The sequence below is a fragment of the Streptomyces sp. NPDC001858 genome (assembly GCF_053594615.1).
Genome location: NZ_JBSFEV010000003.1, coordinates 358,780 through 382,278 on the forward strand (window position 1 = coordinate 358,780; position 23,499 = coordinate 382,278).

The 23,499-nt window shown below is 69.8% G+C and carries 20 protein-coding genes; 10 read left to right on the forward strand and 10 right to left on the reverse strand.

The window, feature by feature from the left end; genetic code table 11:
• Positions 1–34 precede the first annotated feature (34 nt).
• The 6 genes from mmsB to ACWCPF_RS06275 form a co-directional block, all read right to left on the reverse strand.
• Positions 35–1,282, reverse strand: a complete 1,248-nt coding sequence (mmsB, locus tag ACWCPF_RS06250; RefSeq protein ID WP_451043769.1) for a multiple monosaccharide ABC transporter permease — start codon at positions 1,280–1,282, stop codon at positions 35–37.
• Positions 1,279–2,829, reverse strand: a complete 1,551-nt coding sequence (gene mmsA / locus ACWCPF_RS06255) for a multiple monosaccharide ABC transporter ATP-binding protein (protein ID WP_451043770.1) — start codon at positions 2,827–2,829, stop codon at positions 1,279–1,281. The genes mmsB and mmsA overlap by 4 nt, the downstream gene beginning before the upstream one ends.
• Before the next feature lie 32 nt (positions 2,830–2,861).
• Positions 2,862–3,968: a multiple monosaccharide ABC transporter substrate-binding protein gene (gene chvE, locus ACWCPF_RS06260; protein ID WP_451043771.1), complete on the reverse strand. Its 1,107-nt coding sequence runs from the start codon at positions 3,966–3,968 to the stop codon at positions 2,862–2,864.
• 160 nt (positions 3,969–4,128) lie between these two features.
• Positions 4,129–5,100 (reverse strand): hypothetical protein, encoded by a 972-nt coding sequence (locus ACWCPF_RS06265; protein WP_451043772.1) that lies wholly within the window; start codon positions 5,098–5,100, stop codon positions 4,129–4,131.
• Positions 5,101–5,245: 145 nt separating this feature from the next.
• Complete coding sequence (locus ACWCPF_RS06270; protein WP_451043773.1) at positions 5,246–6,250, reverse strand: zinc-dependent alcohol dehydrogenase; 1,005 nt, start codon at positions 6,248–6,250, stop codon at positions 5,246–5,248.
• On the reverse strand, positions 6,247–7,407 hold the full coding sequence (locus ACWCPF_RS06275) for a mandelate racemase/muconate lactonizing enzyme family protein (protein WP_451043774.1): 1,161 nt from the start codon (positions 7,405–7,407) through the stop codon (positions 6,247–6,249). The genes ACWCPF_RS06270 and ACWCPF_RS06275 overlap by 4 nt, the downstream gene beginning before the upstream one ends.
• Before the next feature lie 235 nt (positions 7,408–7,642).
• Here ACWCPF_RS06275 and ACWCPF_RS06280 point away from each other — a divergent pair, with 235 nt between their 5' ends.
• The 6 genes from ACWCPF_RS06280 (at position 7,643) to yjfF (ending at position 15,620) form a co-directional block, all read left to right on the forward strand.
• Positions 7,643–8,416, forward strand: a complete 774-nt coding sequence (locus tag ACWCPF_RS06280) for an SCO2400 family protein (RefSeq protein WP_451043775.1) — start codon at positions 7,643–7,645, stop codon at positions 8,414–8,416.
• Positions 8,417–9,507: 1,091 nt separating this feature from the next.
• Entirely contained in the window at positions 9,508–10,554 is a 1,047-nt protein-coding gene (locus tag ACWCPF_RS06285; protein ID WP_451043776.1) for a LacI family DNA-binding transcriptional regulator, read from the forward strand.
• Between the two features lie 134 nt (positions 10,555–10,688).
• Positions 10,689–11,693 carry an ABC transporter substrate-binding protein gene (locus ACWCPF_RS06290; RefSeq protein WP_451043777.1) on the forward strand — a complete coding sequence of 335 codons (1,005 nt, stop codon included), beginning with the start codon at positions 10,689–10,691 and terminating at the stop codon, positions 11,691–11,693.
• Between the two features lie 239 nt (positions 11,694–11,932).
• Positions 11,933–13,471: a sugar ABC transporter ATP-binding protein gene (locus ACWCPF_RS06295; RefSeq protein WP_451043778.1), complete on the forward strand. Its 1,539-nt coding sequence runs from the start codon at positions 11,933–11,935 to the stop codon at positions 13,469–13,471.
• Positions 13,468–14,595, forward strand: coding sequence for an ABC transporter permease (locus ACWCPF_RS06300; protein ID WP_451043779.1), 1,128 nt, complete (start codon positions 13,468–13,470; stop codon positions 14,593–14,595). Before ACWCPF_RS06295 ends, ACWCPF_RS06300 begins: the two co-directional genes overlap by 4 nt.
• Complete coding sequence (gene yjfF / locus ACWCPF_RS06305; protein WP_451043780.1) at positions 14,595–15,620, forward strand: galactofuranose ABC transporter, permease protein YjfF; 1,026 nt, start codon at positions 14,595–14,597, stop codon at positions 15,618–15,620. The genes ACWCPF_RS06300 and yjfF overlap by 1 nt, the downstream gene beginning before the upstream one ends.
• A 114-nt stretch (positions 15,621–15,734) precedes the next feature.
• Here the strand turns inward: yjfF and ACWCPF_RS06310 are convergent, their stop codons facing one another.
• Positions 15,735–16,127 (reverse strand): ATP-binding protein, encoded by a 393-nt coding sequence (locus ACWCPF_RS06310; RefSeq protein WP_451043781.1) that lies wholly within the window; start codon positions 16,125–16,127, stop codon positions 15,735–15,737.
• A gap of 183 nt (positions 16,128–16,310) precedes the next feature.
• Between ACWCPF_RS06310 and ACWCPF_RS06315 the strand changes: the two genes are divergently transcribed.
• Genes ACWCPF_RS06315 through ACWCPF_RS06325 form a run of 3 tightly spaced genes read left to right on the forward strand, consistent with a single transcriptional unit; the run spans position 16,311 to position 17,844 of the window.
• Positions 16,311–16,853, forward strand: a complete 543-nt coding sequence (locus ACWCPF_RS06315; RefSeq protein ID WP_451043782.1) for a GntR family transcriptional regulator — start codon at positions 16,311–16,313, stop codon at positions 16,851–16,853.
• The gene (locus tag ACWCPF_RS06320) at positions 16,850–17,644 is read left to right on the forward strand and encodes a GntR family transcriptional regulator (protein ID WP_451043783.1); all 795 of its coding nucleotides are present in this window, start codon (positions 16,850–16,852) and stop codon (positions 17,642–17,644) included. The genes ACWCPF_RS06315 and ACWCPF_RS06320 overlap by 4 nt, the downstream gene beginning before the upstream one ends.
• A complete protein-coding gene (locus ACWCPF_RS06325; protein WP_451043784.1) occupies positions 17,641–17,844 on the forward strand; it encodes a hypothetical protein in 204 nt (67 codons plus the stop codon). Before ACWCPF_RS06320 ends, ACWCPF_RS06325 begins: the two co-directional genes overlap by 4 nt.
• Before the next feature lie 122 nt (positions 17,845–17,966).
• Here ACWCPF_RS06325 and ACWCPF_RS06330 read toward each other — a convergent pair whose 3' ends face one another.
• Positions 17,967–18,419, reverse strand: a complete 453-nt coding sequence (locus ACWCPF_RS06330) for a MarR family winged helix-turn-helix transcriptional regulator (protein ID WP_451043785.1) — start codon at positions 18,417–18,419, stop codon at positions 17,967–17,969.
• Positions 18,420–18,530: 111 nt separating this feature from the next.
• Here ACWCPF_RS06330 and ACWCPF_RS06335 point away from each other — a divergent pair, with 111 nt between their 5' ends.
• Positions 18,531–19,550 carry an NADP-dependent oxidoreductase gene (locus ACWCPF_RS06335; protein WP_451043786.1) on the forward strand — a complete coding sequence of 340 codons (1,020 nt, stop codon included), beginning with the start codon at positions 18,531–18,533 and terminating at the stop codon, positions 19,548–19,550.
• Positions 19,551–19,637: 87 nt separating this feature from the next.
• On the opposite strand, the gene ACWCPF_RS06340 is transcribed toward ACWCPF_RS06335, so the two are convergent.
• Entirely contained in the window at positions 19,638–20,843 is a 1,206-nt protein-coding gene (locus tag ACWCPF_RS06340) for a serine hydrolase domain-containing protein (RefSeq protein WP_451043787.1), read from the reverse strand.
• Entirely contained in the window at positions 20,840–23,407 is a 2,568-nt protein-coding gene (locus tag ACWCPF_RS06345; protein ID WP_451043788.1) for a M14 family zinc carboxypeptidase, read from the reverse strand. Before ACWCPF_RS06345 ends, ACWCPF_RS06340 begins: the two co-directional genes overlap by 4 nt.
• Between the last annotated feature and the right edge of the window lie 92 nt (positions 23,408–23,499).

A 23,499-nucleotide genomic window follows, 5' to 3' on the forward strand; every position in this document is an offset into this window, starting at 1 on the left:
GCGGGCCCCGCCTTCCGGCGGGGCCCGCTCCGGTTCAGGAACCGGACTTGCGCTTGTTCCAGACGTCGAACCCGACCGCGGCCAGCAGGGCGAGGCCCTTGATGACCTGCTGCCAGTCGGTGCCGACGCTGAGGAGGTTCATGCCGTTGTTCAGCACGCCGAGGACGAGACCGCCGATGATCGCGCCGAGGACGGTGCCGACACCGCCGCTCATGGACGCTCCACCGATGAACGACGAGGCGATCGCCTCGAGTTCGAAGCTGAGGCCCGCCTTCGGGGACGCCGCGTTCAGCCGCGCGGCGACCACGAGACCCGCCAGGGCCGCGAGCACGCCCATGTTCAGGAAGATCAGGAAGGTGACCTTCTTGTCCTTCACACCGGACAGCTTCGCGGCCGGCAGGTTGCCGCCGATCGCGTAGATGTGACGGCCGAAGACCGCGTTGCGCATGACGTAGCCGTAGCCGACCACCAGCACGGCCAGGACGATCAGGATGATCGGCGCGCCCTTGTAGCTGGCGAGCAGCATCGTGACCGTGAGGATCGCGGCGACGATGGCGACGAGCTTGAGCAGGAAGAGGTTCGTGGGAGCCACGTCGAGGGCGAACTCCTGCTGCCGCTTACGGTCACGGACCTCCTGGATGACCGCGAAGGCGATCAGCGTGAAGCCGAGCAGCAGCGTCAGGTTGTGGTAGTTCGTGTCCGGGCCGACCTCCGGCAGGAAGCCGTTGCCCATCTTCTGCAGGCCGTCCGGGAACGGGCCGAGGGTCTGACCCTTCAGCAGCATCTCCGTCAGACCGCGGAAGATCAGCATGCCCGCGAGGGTGACGATGAAGGAGGGTATGCCGAGGTAGGCGATCAGGAAGCCCTGGGCCGCGCCGGCCACCGCGCCGACGACCAGGCACAGCAGCAGCGCGAGCGGCCACGCGATGTCGTGCTCCACCGTCAGCACGGCGGCGAAGGCGCCGGTGAACGCCGTGAGCGAGCCGACCGACAGGTCGATGTGACCCGCGATGATCACCAGCATCATGCCGATCGCGAGGATCAGGATGTAGCTGTTCTGCAGCACCAGGTTGGAGACGTTGCGCGGCAGCAGCAGGTCGCCGTCGGTCCACACCTGGAACAGGAGCACGATCAGACCGAGGGCGATCAGCATGCCGTACTGGCGCATGTTGCGGCGCAGGCCGTCCAGCACCACCTGGAGCAGTCCGCCGCCGGAGGCCGACCCGCCGCTCTTGCCGGGCGGCGCCGCGGCCGGGCTCTTGTCGGTCACATCGGTGCTCATCGGGTTACCTCTTTGTCCTTCGTCATCTGACGCATCAGCACTTCCTGCGTGGCCTCGGCACGCGGGAACTCGCCCGTGAGCCGCCCGGCGGCCATGGTGTAGATGCGGTCGCACATACCGAGCAGTTCGGGCAGCTCGGAGGAGATGAAGACCACCGCTTTACCCTGGGCGGCCAGTTGGTCGATGACCGTGTAGATCTCGTACTTGGCGCCGACGTCGATGCCGCGCGTGGGCTCGTCCAGGATCAGCACGTCCGGACCCGCGAAGATCCACTTGCTGAGGACGACCTTCTGCTGGTTGCCGCCGGACAGCTTGCCGACCCGCTCGAACACGGTCGGAGCCTTGATGTTCATGGACTTGCGGAAGCCCTCGGAGACCTGCCGCTCCTCCTGCTCGTCGACGACGCCGCGCTTGGCCACCTTGCTCAGTGCGGTGAGTGAGATGTTGCGGTTGATCGTGTCGATGAGGTTGAGGCCGTAGTGCTTGCGGTCCTCCGTGACGTAGGCGATGCCGTTGTCGACCGCCTCCGCGACGGACTTCGTCCGGATCTCCTTGCCGTCCTTGAGGACCGTGCCGCCCGCGTACCGGCCGTAGGAGCGCCCGAAGACGCTCATCGCCAGTTCGGTGCGGCCGGCGCCCATCAGGCCGGCGATGCCGACGATCTCCCCGCGACGCACCTGGATGGACACGTCGTCGACGACCTTGCGCTGCTGGTCGATCGGGTGGTGCACGGTCCAGCCGCGGATCTCCAGGGCCGGAGCCGTGCCCTTCTCGGGCTCGTGCGGGGTGCGCTCGGGGAAGCGGTGGTCGAGGTCGCGGCCCACCATGCCGCTGATGATCCGGTCCTCGGTCGTCTCCGCCGACTTCACGTCGAGCGTCTCGATGGAGTGCCCGTCGCGAATGATCGTCACCGAGTCCGCGACCTTGCGGATCTCGTTGAGCTTGTGGGAGATGATGATCGAGGTGATGCCCTGATTCTTCAACTCCAGGATGAGATCGAGGAGTTTGTCGCTGTCCTCGTCGTTCAGCGCCGCCGTCGGCTCATCCAGGATGAGCAGCTTCACCTTCTTCGACAGCGCCTTCGCGATCTCCACGAGCTGCTGCTTGCCCACGCCGATGTCGGCGACGCGGGTCTCCGGGTGGTCGCTCAGACCGACCCGGCGCAGCAGTTCCGTGGCGTGCCCGAGGGTCTTCCTCCAGTCGATGAACCCGCCCTTGGCGTGTTCGTTGCCGAGGAAGATGTTCTCCGCGAGGGAGAGGTAGGGCGACAGCGCCAGTTCCTGGTGGATGATGACGATGCCGTGCTGCTCGCTCGCCCGGATGTCCTTGAAGGAGCAGACCTCTCCCTCGAAGAGGATGTCACCCTCGTAGCTGCCGTGCGGATGGACGCCGGAGAGCACCTTCATCAAGGTGGACTTCCCGGCGCCGTTCTCACCGCAGATGGCGTGGACCTCGCCCTGACGGACGGTCAGTGAGACGTCCGACAGCGCTTTTACGCCGGGAAAGGTCTTGACGATCGAGCGCATTTCCAGGACGGGTCCCGCCATGGTCGTGCCTTCCAATCCTTAAGGTTCTACGCTTACTTGAGCTGGTCAGCCGTGTAGTAGCCGCCGTCGACGAGCTCCTTCTGGTAGTTCGCCTTGTCGACGCTGACCGGCTGCAGCAGGTAGGCGGGGACGACCTTGGTGCCGTTGTCGTACGACTTGGTGTCGTTGATCTCGGGCTTCTTGCCCGTGAGCGAGGCGTCGACCATGTCCGTGGCGACCTGGGCGAGCTTGCGCAGGTCCTTGTAGACGGTCATGGACTGCTCGCCGGCGATGATCGACTTCACCGAGGCCAGCTCGGCGTCCTGGCCGGAGATGACCGGCAGCGGCTTGGCCTTGGTGCCGTAGGCGTCCGACTTCAGCGCGGCGAGGATGCCGATGGTGATGCCGTCGTAGGGCGAGAGGACCGCGTCGACCCGGCCGGTCTTGTACGTGGAGGTGAGGATGTCCTCCATGCGCCTCTGGGCGGTGGCGCCGTCCCAGCGCAGCGTGGTGACCTTGGTGAGCTCGGTCTGGCCGGACTTGACCACCAGCTTCTTGCTGTCGATGTACGGCTTGAGCACGCTCATCGCACCGTTGAAGAAGTACTTGGTGTTGTTGTCGTCGTTCGACCCGGCGAACAGCTCGATGTTGAACGGGCCCTTGCCGGCGGCCAGTCCGAGCTTGTCGACGAGGTAGGTGGCCTGGAGCTGGCCGACCTTCTCGTTGTCGAAGGACGCGTAGTAGTCGACGTTCTTCGTGCCGAGGATCAGGCGGTCGTAGGAGATGACCGGGATCTTGGCGTCGGCGGCCTGCTGAAGCACGTTGTTCAGGGACTTGTTGTCGATGGCGGCGATGATCAGCGCCTTGACGCCCTGCGTGATCAGGTTCTCGATCTGCGAGACCTGCTGGTCGGGGTCGTCCTCGCCGAAGACCAGCTTGGTCTTGTAGCCCTTGGCCTTGAGGTCCTTCTCGACGTTGGCGCCGTCGGTGATCCAGCGCTCCGAGGACTTGGTCGGCATCGCGATGCCGATCGTCCCGCCCTTGGCGTCGCCACCGGTGTCCTCGCTGCCGCCGTCGCCGGACTGTCCGCAGGCCGTCAGGGTCAGAGCGAGGGAAGCGGCTCCGGCTATGGCGGCGAGTGCTGCTCTGCGGTTACGCATGGTCATCATCCTTGATGTGTGTGCACGGATCGGTCTCGCGGTGCCGAAGGCGCTGGTGCTCCCGGAGTTGTGGCCGGGAAGACCGAGAAGAAACCGAAAAGAATATGTGTGGGATTCTGCGCGCCTGTGTCGGCTTGTGTGAAGCGGGGTTTCCGGAACGTTATGACTGAGCGTCGAACCTGTTCAGTTCGCCCGGCAGACGTGAGCCTAGAGCAGCCATGTGACCGTCCGCGCCATGCCGTGTCAGGAGGTCCAGTGCGAGCCGTCCGCGCCGCACCCGTTCCCGGGCCGTGGAGAGCGTCAGATCGCGCAGATGGTGACCGTACGGGTAGATTCCGGGGGCCTTGGAGAGGCCGAACTTCAGATACAGCGGCGCCCCGCGCCGGATCAACTCGGCGACCTCGTACATCCGGATGTAGCCGCCGAGATCGTCGGGAGCCTCGATGTACATGTCCATGGGAGCGCCCGACACCCGCCGGATCTCGGTGAGATGATCCAGCGTCAGATCGCTGGGCACGTTGACCGAATCTGCACCGAGCCGCTCGTACACCGCGTATGCTGCCGGGTTGACGGGACCAATGAGCGCCGACACCTTCAGCGTCGTGTCGGCCGGGATGATGCCGGCCTGGCGGGCCCGGTGCAGCGTCCACAGGACGCCCTCGTCGGCGACGAGCAGGCACTTGACACCCAACTCCGTTGCGCGGACGGCGTCTTCGACACAGCCGGCCACCGCGTCGTGGCCGCGGGCCCGCAGGCCCGCGCCGCGCGAGTCGGTCCGGGTGGAGCCGCCGATGTCCCAGGTGCCGCGCGGGCCGGTGAACAGGCAGAGCTCGATGTCGCGTTCGCCGGTCGCCTCGACCATCTCGGTGATCTCGGCGTCGGAGAGCATCCACACGCCGCTGCCCTGGCTGATCCGGTGGATCGGCACATCGAGCCGCGAGGCTTCCTTGAGGATGACGGCCAGCGCCTCGGGGCCCTCGCACGAAGGGACCTCGGTGCGCCAGCGGCCGCCGTCCGGGAAGGAGTGGGAGGAGGCGTCGGCGGGGTCGAGGGCGGGCGCGCCCAGGCCGAGCGCGGTGAGCGCCTGCTCGCCGGGTCGGCGGGCGCCCGGGGCGGAAGCGTCGGTCGTCACAAGCTGTCCTTCGTGTTCGATATTTCGGACGAGGTTCGCGGCTCAAGGCGTGCGGGATGTGGGTGTACGCCGGTACGGCAGCCGTCAGGTCGCCTCCGTACCGGCGTACGGTCAGGGGGTTTCGCCGGCGCTCGGCCGGCCTTTCCTAGGGGCGGAGCAGTACCTTGCCCACCTTCGGATCGCCGGATCCCACCAGCTCGATGGCCTCCGAGAACTCCGCCAGCGGCAGCTCATGGGTGACGAGCGGCAGCGGATCCAGCAACCCGGCCCCGAACACCCGCACGGTGTGCGACCAGGCGTCCGGCGGTGCGCCGAAGACGGTGTGCACCTCCAGCTGCCGCACGACCAGGTCCGTCGGGTCCAGCCCGTCGGCGCCCGCCGCGGGGATCCCCGTCAGCACCAGCCGTCCGCCGCGCCTGAGCAGCGAGGCGGCCGTGCGCGCGGCCGACGCGGAGCCGGCGGTCTCGATGACGACGTCGAAGTCGTCCGGCAGCTCCTGGTCCCGGGTGCGGAAGTCGGAGGCGCCGAACCGGCGGGACAGGCCCTCCCGGTCGTTGCGGGTCCCGACGACCAGCAGCTCGGCCGGGGAGCCCGCCTTCAGGAACTGGACGGCGAACATGCCCAGGGTGCCGGTGCCGACCACGGCCACCTTCTCGCCCGGCAGCGCGCGCGCCTTGATCGCGGCGGCCGCGATGCAGGCGGCCGGCTCCAGCAGGGCGGCGGCGGTGAGATCGGCGTCGTCCGCGAGCACGTGCAGCAGCCGGGCCGGCAGCGTGAGGGTGGCGGCCATGGCGCCCGGCTGGGTGAAGCCGGTCTCCTCGTACCCGTCCGTGCACAACGTTGTCTCGCCCGCGTGGCAGCGGTCGCAGACCTGGCAGTTGCGGAAGCCCTCGCCCACCACCTTGCGGCCGACGAGGGACGCGGGGACCCCCGCGCCGACCGCCTCGACCGTCCCGGACCACTCATGGCCGGGGGTCAGCGGGTAACGGACGTACCCCTCGGGCCGGTTGCCCTGGTACACCTCGCGGTCGCTGCCGCAGATGCCGGTCGCGTGGACCCGCACGAGCGCCTCGCCGGGCTCGGGCCGCCGGGGCTCGTGCGGCACGAGCCGGTGCTCGCCCGGCGCGTCGACGACGACTGCGGTGCTCACTTCTCGGCGCCCTTCGGCTTGCGCTGCTCCCAGCCCTCGGCCCACAGGTCGAAGCGGGCCTGCTGCTGCGGGAACTCGGCGGCGGCGTCCACGTCCAGCTCGACGCCCAGACCGGGCTTGTCGGAGAGGTGGAAGTAGCCGTCGATCACCTCGGGCGCGCCCTTGACGACCTTCTTGATCTCCGCGTCCGCGAAGTCGTTGAAGTGCTCGAGGATCTTGAAGTTCGGGGAGGTGAACCCGACCTGGAGGGAGGCGGCGGTCAGCACCGGGCCGCCGACGTTGTGCGGGGCGACCAGCACGTAGTGCGCCTCGGCGGTCGCGGCGAGCTTCCTGGTCTCCCAGATGCCGCCGATGTGGCCGACGTCCGGCTGGATGATGTCGACGGCCTGGCTCTCGAACAGCTCGCGGAACTCGATGCGGTCGTGGATGCGCTCACCGGTGGCGACCGGGATGTCGACCTTGGCCGCGACCTTCTCCAGCGCCTTCAGGTTCTCCGGCGGGCACGGCTCCTCCAGCCACGCGGGCTTGAAGGGCGCGAGCTCCTTGGCCAGCCGGATGGCGGTGGCCGGCGAGAACCGGCCGTGCATCTCCAGCATCAGCTCGGCGTCCGGCCCGATGGCGTCGCGCACGGCCTCGATGAGGGAGACGGCGTACAGGCTCTGCTCGTGGTCCAGCTCGAACTGGCCGGTGCCGAAGGGGTCGATCTTGAGCGCCTTGTAGCCGCGCTCCATGACCCCCTGGGCGGCCTTGTGGTAGGCCTCCGGGGTCCGCTCGGTGGTGTACCAGCCGTTGGCGTACGCCTTGACCTTGTCGGTGACCTTGCCGCCCAGCAGCTGCCAGACCGGGACGCCGAGGGCCTTGCCCTTGATGTCCCAGCAGGCCATCTCGACGACGGCGATGCCGGACATCACGATCTCGCCGGCGCGCCCGTAGTCGCCGTACTTCATCCGGCGGGTGAGGTCCTCGACAGCGAACGGGTCGGAGCCGAGAATATGGTTGGCCTCGGCCTCCTTCAGGTAGCCGATCAGCGCGTCGGTGTGGCCCAGCATGCGGGTCTCGCCGACACCCGTGATGCCCTCGTCGGTGTGCACCAGGACGTAGGTCAGGTTGCGCCAGGGCGTCCCGACCACGTGTGTGCTGATTCCGGTGATGCGCACGGAAGTTGCCCTTCGACTGTTCGAGATTTCGTCACTTGTTCGAAATGCTGGGCAGACAGTAAGGATGGCGCGAGCTGGGTGTCAATGGGTCGAACAGGTAACGGTTTCGACAGGTTCGGCCCGTCTTTCGGCAACGGACTGATCAACTCGCCACACCAGTATGATCGATTTCCCACACAACTTTCACAGTGGGACCTAGGAACGTGACCATCGGGGAACTTAGTCTTCCCGCGTCATGGACTACTGCAACCCGTGCCGAAGGCACCTCAACGGCGCCCTCGCCTGCCCGGGGTGCGGCACAGCCGCCGAACAGCTACGCGCGTCTCCCCGGGAACCGGCGCGGACGTGGGAGGAACCGGCGCCCACGCCCGAGCCCGAGCGTGTCGACGGCGTCGAGGGTGTCGAGGGTGAGAGCCCGGACGCCGAGCCGCAGGGCCGCGCCGCGCGCCGCCGCGAGCAGGGCCGGGGCGGCCGGCGGGCCCCCGCGGGCACGGCCGCCGCGTCGGACGCCAGCCGTCGCGATCGCAAGGCCACGGCACACCGGCGGCGCCGCAAGCGCACGATCCTGGTCACCGTCGGCTTCGTCCTGGCGGCGGGCGGCCTGAGCCTGGCCGAACTCGGCGTGGACGCGCCGGGGTTCTCCTCCACCCCGGACCCGGCGGCGGCCGGCGGCGAGTCGGCCGAGGTCGACGGTTCGACCGGGGAGCCGAGCGCGACCGCGCAGCCCCTGGACGACAGGACCGACACGGGCGCGGGCACGGCCTCGCCCTCCCCCGACCCCTCCGGCTCCCCGTCGGCGTCGTCCTCGGCCTCCGCGTCCCCGGACGACGGGACCGAAGCGACCCGGACCCCGGACAAGGAAGCCCAGTCGGCCCCCCTCCCCGGTTCCTCCGGCTCCACGACCCCGTCGGACCCCGACCCCACCCCGACGTCCGGCACCACACCGGGAAGCTCCCCGGAGCCGTCACCGTCGGAAACATGCACGCGGTTCCTCTGGTGGTGCTCGTAGGGCGCCCGAAGGGCGGTGCGCATCTGCCGTCCGACCCGCCCACACCGCCTCCGTCACCCCGGCCGAACGGCCCGTCGCGGACGGCGTGTTGAGCACCCGATCCGGCCAAGTTGCCCGCAGCCACCCGTAGCGCGCCCGCACGGGCGGATCGGCCCTGGTCCGCGCCCGCGTCGGCGGCTGCCCGTGCGAGGCGTGCCGCCACGTCCGTCGCCTCGGCCGAACGGTCCGCTGTGGACGGCGTGTTGAGCACCGGATTCGGCCAGGTTGCCCACGGCCGCTCGTAGCGCGCCCGCACGGGCGGATCGTCCTTGGTCCGCGCCCGCGTGGGCGGCTGCCCGTGCGAGGCGTGCCGCCACGTCTGTCGCCTCGGCCGAACGGCCAGCTGTGGACGGCGTGTTGAGCGCCCGATTCAGCCAAGTTGCCCACGGCCGCTCGTAGCGCGCTCGCGCGGGCGGATCGGCCCTGGTCCGGGCCCGGGTGGGCGGCTGCTGTGTGAGTCGCTCCACCACGTCCGTGTGTTCGGTCGAACGGGCCGCCGATGTGGGCGAGTTGAGCACCCTGTTTCGGTCAAGTTGCCCTCGGTTTTTCGTCGCATGCCAGCGGGGCGGATCGGTCGTGGTCCGCGTCGGGTGGGCGGCTGCCGTGTGGGCTGCCTCAGCGCCTCCGTGAGACCGGCCGAACGGCCCGCCGGGGAGGGGTTGTAGGGCATCCGATTCGGCCAAGTTCTCCTGTGGGAGGCGCAGTTGAGCTTGCCGGGGTTGGTGAATCGGGGGCTTGATTTGGCCAAGTTGCTTGTGGTGGGCCTGAGTTGGGCGTGTCGGGGGCAGCGCTTCCGGGGTCGGGGCGACGGGTGGCGCCGGCGGCCCGGGTCGCCGGGGGTCGGCGTCGGGGTGGCTGTCCCGTTCGCCCCCGCCGTCGGGCGCGTTATTCAACCGTGACGCCGTTCCGGCGCAACCCTCTTGACCGCCGTGAATTGTTAGCGCTCACAATGACCTCCGCATTCACCAGTTCGGCGTCCGGCGGCCGCGGCACGTCAACAGCCGCCCGCAGCAACGGACTTATCGGCAGACGATCGCCAAGGAGGTACGGCCGTGACCCGCGCGCAGCTTCGACCGCCCACCATGGCTGACGTGGCACGACTGGCCGGTGTGTCCCACCAGACGGTGTCCCGCGTGCTGGGGGATCACCCCAACGTGCGGGACGAGACCCGGTCCAGGGTGCTGCGAGCGATCGAGGAGATGGGATACCGTCGCAACTCCTCCGCACGAGCCCTGGCGACTCGGCGCACCCGGACCCTGGGTGTGGTCGCGTCCGACACCACCCTGTACGGGCCGGCCAGTACGTTGTTCGCACTCGAAGAGGCGGCGCGCGCCGAGGGATATCTCGTCTCGACGGTCAGTCTGCGCGAACTGACCATGGAGAAGGTGTCCGAGGCCCTGGACCACCTCAGCGAGGGCGGGGTGGAGGGCGTGGTCGCCATCGCCCCGCAGCGCTCGGCGGTGGAGGCTCTGGCCGAACTCCGCCATCCCTTCCCGGTGGTGGTCGTCGGCAGCGGTCCGGGCGTGGACGTCCCCAGCGTCAGCGTGGACCAGCACCTGGGGGCACGGCTGGCCACCGGTCACCTGCTGGCCGCCGGCCACCGCACGGTCTGGCATCTCGCCGGGCCGGAGGACTGGCAGGAGGCGGCCGACCGGGCCGCCGGCTGGCGGGCGACCCTCGAAGCGGCGGAGGTCGAACCGCCCATGCTGCTGCGGGGGGACTGGAGTCCGCTGTCGGGCTACCGGGCCGGTCAGGAACTGGCCGGCTGGGTGGGCCGAGGGCTGACCGCCGTCTTTGTCGCCAACGACCAGATGGCGCTGGGCGTGTTGCGCGCCCTGCGCGAGGCGGGGGTCCGAACCCCCCAGGACGTCGCGGTGGTCGGCTTCGACGACATCCCGGAGTCGGAGTTCTTCGCTCCTCCGCTCACCACCGTCCGACAGGACTTCTCGACGGTGGGCAGGCGGGGCATCGCACTGCTCCTGGAACTGATCGAGGGCCGGCCCCCGCAGGCCGCGTCCCGGTCCGCGATCGAACCCCAACTCGTCGTCCGTGCAAGCTCGTTCCCGTACGCCGCCCAGTCGGAAGGCGTACCTCTCTGACGGACCGACAGGTCGCCCCACCCCCCACCATGGCCGACATTCCGAACAATGATCGACAGGCTGGACGCAGTGCGGCCGGTGCTGTCGAGTGTCAACGGGTCCATCCCCGGCCCGGCTCTTCAAAGGAGAAGAACATGCTCAGCAGAAGGAACTTCCTCACCGCGGCGGTCGGCGTGGCGGCCGCGGGCGGCCTGACCGCCTGCGCCAAGAAGGACGACAACGCGTCCAGCTCCTCCGGGGACGGCGGCAAGGCGATCAGCCTCGGGTTCTCCCAGGTCGGCTCGGAGAGCGGCTGGCGCAGCGCCAACACCGACTCGGTGAAGGCGGCCGCGAAGGAAGCGGGGTACAGCCTCAAGTTCTCCGACGCCCAGCAGAAGCAGGAGAACCAGATCTCCGCCATCCGCAGCTACATCGCGCAGAAGGTGGACGTCATCGCCTTCTCGCCGGTGGTCGTCACCGGCTGGGACGCGGTGCTCAAGGAGGCGAAGGCCGCGAAGATCCCGGTGGTCCTCACCGACCGCTCCGTCGAGACCTCCGACGAGTCCCTCTACGTCACCCTGGTCGGCTCCGACTTCACCGACGAGGGCCGCCGCGCCGCGAAGATCCTGGAGAAGGTCATCGCGAAGGCCGGCCTCAAGGGCGCCGTGAAGATCGCGCAGCTGGAGGGCACCACCGGCGCCGCCCCGGCGATCGAGCGCGCCAAGGGCTTCAAGGAGGTCATGGACGCCGACCACGCCTCCGACTGGAAGGTCGTCGTCAGCCAGACCGGTGACTTCACCCGCGCCGGCGGCAAGCAGGTCATGGCGGCCTTCCTGCAGTCCAACCCGGACATCAACGTGCTCTTCGCGCACAACGACGACATGGCCATCGGCGCCATCCAGTCCATCGAGGCGGCGGGCAAGAAGCCGGGCAAGGACATCCTGATCGTCTCCATCGACGGCGTGAAGGACGGCTTCGTGGCCATGTCCGAGGGCAAGATCAACGCCATCGTCGAGTGCAACCCGCTCCTCGGCCCCCAGCTGATGGACGTCGTGAAGAAGGTCAAGGACGGCGAGACGGTCGAGCGCTGGATCAAGACCAAGGAGGGCGACTTCATGCAGGACCAGGCCGCGGCCGCGCTCCCGACCCGGAAGTACTGACCGACGCACCCACCGGCAGGGAGCCTCCGGCCGACCGAAATCTCGGTCGGCCGGGCCCTCTGGGCCTGCAGCGGCTCGATCTCACGAGGAGCACTGCCGTGACTCCGCCCCAGGTGAGGGGCTTCCAGCCCGAAAGCTGCGGTCCAGCCCGAACCGACCCCATACGGGGCGTAATCAATCTAACACGCAATGAATTCACCCACCGGGTATGGCCGGTGGCCTCCCTCACTAGGAGAGGTATGGCAGAGCCGCGGCCCGTCCTGGAGATGACGGGCATAGTCAAAGAGTTTCCGGGGGTACGGGCTCTGTCGGACGTCGACTTCCGGCTCTTCCCCGGCGAGATCCACGCCCTGATGGGCGAGAACGGCGCCGGGAAGTCCACCCTCATCAAGGTCCTGACGGGGGTCTACACCCTGGACGGCGGCACGATCACCCTGGACGGGAAGTCCGTGCGGTTCGGCAGCCCGCTGCAGGCGCAGCAGGCCGGCATCAGCACGGTGTACCAGGAGGTGAACCTCTGCCCCAACCTGTCGGTGGCGGAGAACATCTTCATCGGGCGCGAGCCCACCCGCATGGGCCGCATCCAGTGGAAGCGGATGCGCAAGGAGGCGGCGGAGCTGGTGGACCGGCTCGGCCTCGACATCGATGTGACCGCGCCGCTGTCCTCGTACCCGCTGGCCGTGCAGCAACTCGTCGCGATCGTGCGGTCGGTGGGCACCGGCGACAGCGACGGACAGGGTTCGGGCACCAAGGTGCTGGTCCTGGACGAGCCGACGTCCAGTCTCGACCGCGACGAGGTCCAGGAGCTGTTCCGTCTGATGCGGCAGCTCAAGGAGGAGGGCGTGGCGATCCTGTTCGTCTCGCACTTCCTCGACCAGATCTACGAGATCTGCGACCGTATGACGGTCCTGCGCAACGGCACGCTCGTCGGCGAGCACCTGGTCGCGGACCTCGACCAGGTCGGGCTGATCCAGCTGATGATCGGCAAGGCCCTGGACCAGCTGGAGGAGCTCCACGACCAGCAACTGCACGCCGACGTCGGCGAGACGCTGCTGAAGGCGGACGGCGTCGGCCGGACCGGCGGCATCGCCCCCTTCGACCTGGAGATCAAGAAGGGCGAGGTGATCGGGCTCGCCGGCCTCCTCGGCTCGGGCCGCACCGAACTCGCCCGGCTGCTCTTCGGCGCCGACCAGCCCGACAGCGGCAAGGTCACCATCGGCGGCAAGCAGGTCTCGATGAGCGCCCCGAACGACGCCATCGGTGCCGGCGTCGCGTTCTGCTCCGAGAACCGCAAGACCGAGGGCCTGGTGCCCGATCTGACGGTCCGGGAGAACATCATCCTGGCCCTCCAGGCCTCGCGCGGCTGGACCCGGCCCATCCCGGTCGCCCAGCGCGACGAACTCGTCGCCAAGTACATCAAGGCGCTGGACATCCGCCCCGCGAACCCCGAGGCCAGGGTCGGTCAGCTCAGCGGCGGCAACCAGCAGAAGGTGCTGCTGGCCCGCTGGCTCATCACCCAGCCGAAGCTGCTGATCCTCGACGAGCCGACGCGCGGCATCGACGTCGGCGCGAAAGCGGAGATCCAGAAGCTCGTCGTCTCGCTCTCCGAGGACGGCATGTCCGTCCTGTACATCGCGGCCGAACTCGAAGAGGTGCTCCGGCTCAGCCACACCATCGGAGTGCTGCGCGACCGCCGGCTGGTGGCGCAGCTGGCCAACGGGCCCGAGATCACCACGAGCCGGATCCTGGAGACCATCGCGAGCGGAGAGCACCAGTGACCACCTCCACCTCCACGCCGACCTCCACCCGATGGCGAGCGCTGACCCGCCATCACCTGTTCTGGCCGATAGCGGTCCTCGTCTTCCTGCTGCTCGTCAACGTCCCCTTCACCCCCGACTTCTTCTCGATCAAGATGGCGGACGGCCACCTCTACGGCAGCCTCGTCTCGATCGTGCTGTTCGGATCGCCGCTCATCCTGGTCGCGGTCGGCATGACCCTGGTCATCGCCACCGGCGGCATCGATCTGTCGGTCGGCGCGGTGGTCGCCATCACCGGCGCACTGGCCTGCTCGTACATCAGCGACCAGTCCGACCAGGGCGCCCTGTCCGGGGTGCTGCTCGCGATGGGCCTGGGCCTGCTGGCCGCGGTCGTCTGCGGACTGTGGAACGGCTTCCTGGTCGCCCGGATGGGCATCCAGCCGATCATCGCCACGCTGATCATCATGGTCGCCGGGCGCGGTGTCGCCCAGCTGATCACCGATGGCCAGATCATCACCATCAACAGCGAGCCGTACAAGCTGATCGGCGGCGGCTACTGGCTGACGCTGCCCTTCTCCATCTTCGTGGTGGCCGTGGTGGTGGCCGTCACCGTCGTGCTGACCCGGCGCACCGCGCTCGGACTGCTCGTCGAGTCGGTCGGCGGCAACGCCGAGGCCAGCCGACTGGTGGGCATCAGATCCCGCCGCATCAAGATCATGGTGTACGCGTTCTGTGCGCTGTGCGCGGGCATCGCGGGCCTGATGATCAGCTCCAACACCTCGGCGGCGGACGGCAACAACGCCGGCCTGTGGATCGAGCTCGACGCGATCCTCGCCGTGGTGATCGGCGGCACCTCCCTGCTGGGCGGCCGGTTCTCGATCGGCGGCACGGTGGTCGGCGCCCTCGTCATCCAGACGCTGACCACCACGATCTACACCATCGGCGTGCCGACCCAGACCAACCTGGTCTTCAAGGCCGCCGTCGTCATCGTCGTCTGTCTGCTGCAGTCCCCGAAGTTCCGGGCCAAGGTCTTCGGCGCCGGATTCGGCGCGAGGTTCGGCGCGAAGGCAGACGCCAAGTCGGCCGCGCCGCCCGCGGACGCCGCCGCGGCGACCGAGGCCGCTCCCAAGATGGAGGTGTCGTGATGAGCACGACCACCCAGACCCCCACGGCCGCCCCGGACAGCCGTACGCCCTCCAGGGCCGCGCGTCTGCTGGCCGACCGGCGGCTGCCCGTCGTGGCGACGGCCCTGCTCTTCCTCGTGATGTACGGCGTCGGCCTCGGCCGCTACCAGTACTACGGGTTCGCCGAACCGCAGGTCTTCCTCAACCTGTTCATCGACAACGGCTATCTGCTGGTCGCCGCCGTCGGCGTCACCTTCGTCATCCTGTCCGGCGGCATCGACCTGTCCGTCGGCTCGGTGATCGGCTTCACGACGATGTTCACGGCCTGGCTGGTCGAGCGCCAGGGGCTGCCGCTCGTGCTGGTGATCCCGCTGGCGCTGGGCGTGGGCGCCTTCGGCGGTTTCCTGATGGGTTATGTGATCCACAACTTCGAGATCCAGCCCTTCATCGTGACCCTCGCCGGCCTGTTCCTCTTCCGCGGGCTGTGCCTGGTCATCAGCAAGGAGTCGATCTCCATCAGCGACTCCTCGGTGAGCAGCATGGCCCAGGCGCAGGTGTCGCTGGGGATGGGCTTCGTGTCGATCGGCGCGATCGTCTCCCTGGTCGTCCTCGCCGTGGCGTTCTACGTCCTGCACTACACGCGCTTCGGGCGCCGGGTGTACGCCATCGGCGGCAACGAGCAGTCGGCGCTGCTGATGGGTCTCCCGCAGGGCGGCACGAAGATCGCCGTGTACACCGTGAGCGGGTTCTGCTCGGCTCTCGCCGGTCTGCTCTTCACGCTGTACATCCAGTCCGGCGACCCGCTGCACGCGACGGGCATGGAACTCGACGCGATCGCCGCGGTCGTCATCGGCGGCACCCTGCTGACCGGCGGCTCCGGCTATGTCCTGGGCACCCTCTTCGGTGTCCTCGTCCTGGGCCTGATCAAGAGCATCATCCAGTTCGAGGGCACGCTCAGCTCCTGGTGGACGAAGATCGCCACGGGTGTGCTGCTGTGCGCGTTCATCCTGATCCAGCGCTTCATGACGACCCGCAGAAAGACCTGACGGAGGAGAAGCCCCCGGTCCGCAGCGCCCCAAAGGGGCGCGGGGAACTGCGCGACCAGCCCCGACGGCGCCGCAGCAAAACGACGGCACATCGCGGCACTCCCAGCGGAGCGCCTAGTGGGCGCCGTCCGTCTTGAAGATCGTCCAGACCGTTTTGCCGATGGCGTGTTCCGTGATGCCGAAGTCGTCGGAGACATGGCGGGCCAGGTGGAGGCCGCGGCCCGAGCAGGCTTCGGAGGTCGGGGGGGCCGCGGGCGCCGGGTGATCGCCGGTGTCGCGGACGGCGAGGCGGATCAGCGGGCCGTCCAGGGTGAGGGTCACGCAGTACTGGCGGCCCGGGGGCACGCCGTGCAGCAGGGCGTTCGTGGCGAGCTCCGAGACGCACAGTCTTATGTCGTCCTGCCGGTCGACGCAGCCCCACTCCGTCAGGACCTGCTCGACGAAGGTGCGGGCGGCCCGTACGGAGGCGCGCGAGCGGGGGAAACGACGTTGCCGTGTCAGGGGCACGGGGGGCCACCTCCGGTGGTTCAGGGGCGTCCTGCGGCGATACCTTACTGTTATTCGCGAAAGGCAACAAGGTAGTGAAGGGTGGCTGAGGGTGGCTCGGGGTGGCGGTTGGCGGATCAGTCAAGTCGCCTACCGTGTAGGGCGGCAGGGTCGAAAGAACGGTCGGCCGTACAGGAGGACGTCTTGGGTGGGAGCGATTGGGTCAGCACGTCGTTGCCGTATCTGATGCCCCGGGGGGCGGGGCAGGGCGACCCCTGGGCCGCCGAGGCCGCGGCCCAGGGGCGACGGGGTACGCAGCGGATCGTGCATGCCGGCGAGGTGCCCGCCCCCGCCGACGTGGCGGCGCTGCTGGAGGTCCCGGAAGGCGAACCCGTCGTGGTGCGCCGACGGCTGATCCTCCTCGACGACGAGCCCACCGAGCTCACCGACACCTACTACCCGACGGCCATAGCGGCCGGCACCCGCCTGGCCGGCACCGCCAAGATCCGCGGCGGCGCCCTCGCCCTGCTCGCCGAACTCGGCCATGTCGGCGTCCTCGTCCGGGAGGACGTCACGGCCGGGATGCCGGACGCCGACGAGCGCCGGGCCCTGCGCACCGCCCCCGACGAGCCCGTCCTGCGGCTGATCCGGCTCACCCTGGACCGCGACGACCGGCCGATCCAGGTCGACCGTATGGTGATGCCTGCCCTACGGCAGAGGCTGCGCTACCAGATCAGGATCGGATGACCGTGCCCAAGGCAGAACCGGAAGCCGTCGACCGCCGATCCCTGCACGAGCGGATCGCGGCCGATCTGCGCGACGACATCATGAGCGGCGAGCTCGCCCCCGGCGCCAACCTGCCCACCACCGCCCAGCTCAAGGCCCGCTTCGACGCGTCCGGCGCCACTGTGCAGAAGGCCCTTCAACTCCTCAAGGACGAACGCCTGGTGATCGGCCGCGCGGGCGCCGCCGTCACCGTCCGCGAACACCGCCAGCGCACCGTCCGGCCCGCCGCCCTGATGGCCCCGGCCGCCCCCGGCGCGCCCTACCGCTGGCTCACCGAGGCGGCCAAGCACGGCACGCACGCCCGCATCGAACTCCTCGACGTGACCGAGACCCGCCCGCCCGCGGACGTCCGCGCCGCCCTCGGCCTCCCGCCGGACGGCACCGCCCTGCTGCGCGCCCAGATACTCCTCGTGGACGACGAACCCGCCGAACTCGTCGAGTCCTACTACCCGTCGGACCTCGCGCAGGGCACGCCGCTGGCCGAGCGCCGCCGGATCCGGGGCGGAACTCCCGCCCTGCTGACCGAACTCGGCCACCCGCCCCGCCGCAGCACGGACCGGGTCTCGGCCCGCGTGCCCACCCAGGACCAGTACCGGGCCCTGCGCCTCACCAGCAGCATGCCGGTGCTGCGTACACTGCGCGTGATCCACAGCGACGGCGACCGTCCCGTCGAGGTGACCGTGATGGTGAAGGCCGGCCATCTCTACGAATTGCAGTACGAGTTCACAGCGGAAGGAGGGGGAGGAGCGTGACCGTGCTCGTCCTCTCGGGGCTCCTCGTCCTCGTCCTCGGCGGCTGCGCCTGCGTCTGGTGGGCGGCGCGCGGCGGCCCTCGCTGGGCGCGCGGCGTGAGCGCCGTGGTGCTGGCCATCAGCGAGCTGATGACCCAGGCGAACCGCGGAAGCCGACGCGGCAACGGACAGTCGAACTCGGACGACGGCCAGAACGACTGAGCGGGTCGGGCGGAGTCGGCAGCGGTTCGGCAGCGCCCCAAAGGGGCGCGGGGAACTGCGCGACCAGCCACAACGGCGCCGCAGCAGAACGACGGCACATCGCGGCACTTCCAGCGGACCCGCTAGGCTCGGCCGCCCTCGGGCACGAGCATGCGCTGCAGCAGCCCCCGCAGCGCCTCCCGCTCCGCGGCCTCCAGCCCCGCCAGCGGCTCCCGGGCGAAGCGCAGCGACTCGCGCAGCCCCTTGGCGATCCGCCGCCCCTCGTCCGTGGCCGCCGCCAGCTTGACCCGGCGGTCGGCCGGGTCGGGCCGCCGCTCGACCAGACCGCGGGACTCCAGCCGGTCGACGATGCCGGTCACATTGGACGGCTCGCACTTCAGCTTCTTCGCCAGCTTCCGCATCGGCAGCGGCTCCAGCGAGAGCAGGCTCAGCAGCCGCGCCTGCGCCCCGGTGAGGGCGTGATCGGCGGCGGCCTCCTCGTAGTCCTCGTAGTAGCGGGCCACGACCTCGCCGATCAGTTCGACGACCTCCATGGTCAGCGGGTCGGGGAGGCGGGTCGCGGGTGAGGTCGGCATGCATTCAGCCTACCTCTTTACTTGACATCCTGAAATATTCAGAGGCATGGTTGTTTCAGGTACTGAAGTATTTTGCAGTGAAGCATGAAGCATGCGAAAGGCAGCCTCCCCATGACTGACTCGGCCCTCCCCACCACCAGCCGCGAATGGCGTCTGCTCAGCCGCCCCGTCGGCTGGCCGAAGCCCGAGGACTTCGAGCTGGCCGAGGCGGAGATCCGACAGCCCGCCGCGGGTGAGGTACTGGTCCGCAACGCATACGTCTCCGTCGACCCGTACATGCGCGGCCGCATGAGCAGCGCCAAGTCCTACGTCGCCCCCTTCGAGCTGGGCAAGGCCATGCAGGGCGGGGCGGTCGGCGAGGTCGTCGCCTCCGCCGCCGAGGGCATCGCCGTCGGCGACCACGTCCTGCACTTCGGCGGCTGGCGCGAGTACGCCACCGTCGACGCCAAGCAGGCCGTCAAGGTCGACCCCGAGGCCGCGCCGCTGTCCACCTACCTCGGCGTCCTCGGCATGACCGGCCTCACCGCCTACGCCGGCCTGCTGCGCACCGCCTCCTTCAAGGAGGGCGACTCGGTCTTCGTGTCGGGCGCGGCCGGCGCCGTCGGCAGCCAGGTCGGCCAGATCGCCAAGCTCAAGGGCGCCTCCCGGGTCATCGGCTCCGCCGGCTCGGACGACAAGGTCAAGCTCCTCGTCGAGGAGTACGGCTTCGACGCGGCCTTCAACTACAAGAACGGCCCCGTGGCCGAGCAGCTGCGCACCGCCGCTCCCGACGGCATCGACGTCTACTTCGACAACGTCGGCGGCGAACACCTGGAGGCCGCCATCGGCTCCCTCAACCTGCACGGCCGGATCGCGATCTGCGGCATGATCTCCGTCTACAACAACACCGAGCCCGCCCCCGGCCCGAAGAACCTCGCCCGTCTCATCGCCACCCGCGGCCGCATCGAGGGCCTCCTCGTCGGCGACCACTACGACCTCCAGTCGCAGTTCGTCGCGGAGGTCGGCGCCTGGGTCCGCTCCGGTGAGCTGAAGTACCGCGAGACGGTCGTTGAGGGCATCGAGAACAACCTGGAGGCGTTCCTCGGGGTGCTGCGCGGCGACAACACCGGCAAGATGATCGTCAAGCTCTGACCCGGCTCCGGTCCGGCGCTGATCCGCACGACGAAGGCCGCACGCCCTGGACGATGCTTCTCCAGGGGGTGCGGCCTTCGCCCGTCGTCAGCCGGTGGCCAGGGCCGCCCGATGCAGGGCCGCGACCAGCCGCTCGTTCTCCGGCGCCGCACCGCCCGGGAACGCGAACCGGCGTCGCGTGTAGCCGTAGGCGAGCCCGCTGCGCGGGTCCGCGAACGCCTGGCAGCCGCCCGCCCCACTGTGCCCGAACGCCCCGACGCCCAGGAACGGGTACCAGGTGTCCGCGGTCGCCTGGAAGCCCAGCCCGTACGACTTGTGCGTGCGCGCCACCACGTCGTACCCCACGGAGTGCAGCTGCCCGAACTCCGCCGCCGTGTCCTCCTTCAGCAGCGGAGCCTTCCCGTCGACCTCGCTGATCGCCGCCGCGTACAGCCCGGCCAGCCCGCGCGCCGAGGCCACCCCGCCCACCGAGGCCGGCCCCTTGGCGCGGATCAGCCGGTCGTTCGGCAGCAGTTCGAGGTCGGTCGGCTCGGCGGTGTGCCGGTTGAAGGCGACGGCGGCGAGGGTGTGCGGCCCGCCGGGCAGGGAGTCGAGCAGCGCCCGCTGCTCGGCGGTCGGCGCCATCGGCTGCGCCGCCCGGAAGCGCGGCTCGTGCACCGCGGGCAGCCCCAGGAAGAAGTCCAGCCCGTACGGGGCGCGCACCCGCTCCTCGTACACCTCCTGGAGCGTACGGCCGGTGGCCCGCCGGACGACCTCGCCGATGAGCGCCCCGATGACCAGCGCGTGGTAGCCGAAGGCGGTGCCCGGACGCCAGAACGGCCGTTGGTCGGCCAGGCGTTCGGCGATCTGCCGGTCGTCGGCCAGCTCCTGCGACGAGAACCCGCCGTCCGTGCCGATCACGCCCGCCCGGTGGGCGAGCAGTTCGCGCAGGGTCAGCGCGCCCTTGCCCTCGGCGGCGAACTCCGGCCAGTAGTAGGTGACTTTGCGGTCCAGCTCCAGGGTGCCCTCCTGGACGAGGAGCGCGACGACCAGATGGGCGGCGCCCTTGGTCGACGAGTACACGCCGTAGAGGGAGTCAGCGGCATCGGGGAAGTCGGGGGAGTCGGCGTCGTCGCCGGGAGCCCACAGGTCGACGACCCGTCGGCCGTGCACATACGCGCACAACTGGCCTTCGTAGTCGGGCCGTTGTGCCGTCTCCTCCGCCACGAACGCGGCGAACTCCTCCCGCACCGCGTCGAATCCGTCGGCGACGGTGCCGTGGATCTCCTTGGTCGTCCGAGTCAATCGAGTCATCCGTTCTCCTCAACCAGCCCGCTGCTTGCGTGTGCCATGGTGATCAACGCCTGTGCGACCTGCGGGAACGCGCCCTTCGGATGGTCCCGGAAGAGCGGTTCCGTGCCGAACAGGACGGCATGCGGCCCGCTCACGACCGAAGGCCGGCCGGCCGCGGCGGCGGGGCCGCCCGAGCCGTCGGCCAGGGCCCGCCAGTGGCCGGAGACGAGCGGGTTCCCGGTGGCGTACGACTGCTCGACGCGCACCCCGGAGCCGAGCCCGGTGAACCAGACCGGTGCGTAGACGAAGCTGTGATCGGGTGCGCCGGCCGTCACCGCACCGCTCGAACTCACCACCCGTACCACGCCGTTGGCGTTCCCGTTGCCCTCGACGGCCGTGACGTCGAGGAGCCCCGCGCCGGTGCCGACCTTGGCTCCGCCGAGGCCCCGGCCGACCAGACCGTGACCGGCCAGGAAGGCGTCCAGGGCGTTGCGGGCGGATACGCCGAGAGCGGCCCGGTCGAGCCCGGCGGACACGAACAGCACATCCACCGACGACCAGTCGAAGCCCGCGTTGAGCACGGCCGTGGAGACGGGTGTGACGTCGAAGCCCATCTCCCGCAGCGCGAACAGCTCGCCCGGGGTGACGGCGGCGGCGACCCGCACCGGACGCAGCGCGGTCGTCGCGCCGGTGGGTCCCGCGGCCGTGAACGAGACGTCGTACGCGCGTGCCACGACAGCGGCCCGGCCGCGCGCCGACGCGGGCACGACGACACTGCCGTCCGCGGCCCGCCGTACCGGAACCCCTTGCCGCAGCAGGGAGTTGAGGGCGGCCACGGCGTTCGGGTCGTCGAGCCGCAGCCGCAGATCGCCGCGCGGGGCGACGGCGGCGACCGGGGCCGCGGCGGAGACGGGCCGCAGGCCGAGCCCCGCCAGACCGCCGCCGGTCACCGGCACTGCCTCGGCGCCCCAGAGCCGCCCCAGACTCCAGCCCGAGATGTCGTACATCACCGACACCTTGTCGCTGATGTCCCGCCCGTCGGCGAGCAGCACGTTCGCCATGCCCCGCTTGGGCTGGTGCAGGTCGACGACGTAGGAGCCCTTCGGATACGTCCGCCCGCCGAGCCGGAACGCGCGCGTGGCGCGGGTGACCCGGACGTCGTTGGCGAGCAGATGGTCGACGAGCCGGGCGGCGGACGTCTTACCGGCCGGGATGACGTAGGCGCGCGGGAAGGCCGTCGTGTAGACGTCCTCCGGGCCGATGCCCGGCACCCCCGGCACGGTCTGCGCCGACACCGGCAGCTGCGCCGCGCCGGCGGAGCCGCGCCGGAACACCTCGATCTGGTCGGCGACCAGCGCGGCGCGGTGGGTCCGCACGAAGTCGAGGGTGGCGCGCAGGGCCGCCCCCGCCACCTCCACGTTGATCGCGGACCGCCGGCGCAGCTCCGTCACCGGCAGCGTGTTGTAGGCGGAGTTGTTGACGGCCAGCGGGATCTCCACCGTGTGCGCGGCGACCGTGCCGTGGAAGGCCGCGTACTGCGGGGTGAAGATCGGGGGCCAGTCGTCCCAGCCCTCCTCCTGGTCCCGGAACGGGATCTGGGCGGGCTGCACGCCGTCCTTCGCGGGCGTGTAGCCGAGGCCGTTGACGGCGGCCTCCATGCCGAGCGCGTTGGCGTAGGTGTTCTTCAGGAAGAGGTCGTACTCGTAGTTCTCGCCGTGCGGCGGGGTGGTCGGCTCGATCAGGGTGCCGTTGACATAGCCGTGCAGGTCCAGCATGACGGCGGGCTGCTTGTCGATCTCGATCTGCCGCATCGCGCGCGCCTCGGGCTGCGAGGCGGTGACGAAGTCCCGGTTGAGGTCGAAGCCGTTGGCGTTCGCCCGGGTTCCGGCGATCCGGCCGTCCGGATTGGCCGTGATGTTGAAGTAGAGGCGGCTGTGCGCGAGTAAGTCCTTCGTCCGCGCGTCGTTCGCGGTGGCGAGGCGCTCGACGAGGGCGAGGGAGGCGTCGGTGCCCTCCCACTCGTTGCCGTGGATGTTGTTGTTGAAGAAGACCGGGGCCTTGTAGCCGGCCTTGATCTCCTTGCTCCGGGCCGCCGTCACGGGCGCGTTCTCGATGAGCTCGCGCATCCGTTCCTGGGCCTGCGCCTGACGGGCGGTCTCCGGGGCGGTGACCGTGACCAGATAGAGCCGGTGCCCGCCCGCCGACCGCCCCGCGACCTCCACGCTCACCCGGTCGCCGAGCGCCTGGAGGGCGTTCAGCTTCGGGGCGATGGCGTGGTACGGGGTGAGACCGAGCTTGAGGGACTTGTCGGCGGGGTTCTCGGGATCGGCGGCGAGAAGCTGTCTGCGCGGGTAGCCGCGCACGCCGGTCTTCTCCGCCGCCGGTGCGGTCAGGGCGCGTTGGGCCGCGCTCTGCGGGGCGGCGGCGGCCGTGCGGTCGAGGGCGGAACCGGCGGCACCCTCCCGGGTGACGGGTTTCGGGTCGGCGTCGGCGGGGTGGGGGGTGAGCAGGAGAGAGCCCGTCGCGGCGAGGGCGAGGGCGCTGATCAGAACAGGTCGGGCAGGGCAGGTGCTCGTGGTGCGCACGTGTACCTCCTGGAGGACTTGCCGAGATCGTTGCTTCCGAAGAGCGGTACGGCGAGGTGTACCTGTTCGACTCAACTGCAACAAGAGGGTGT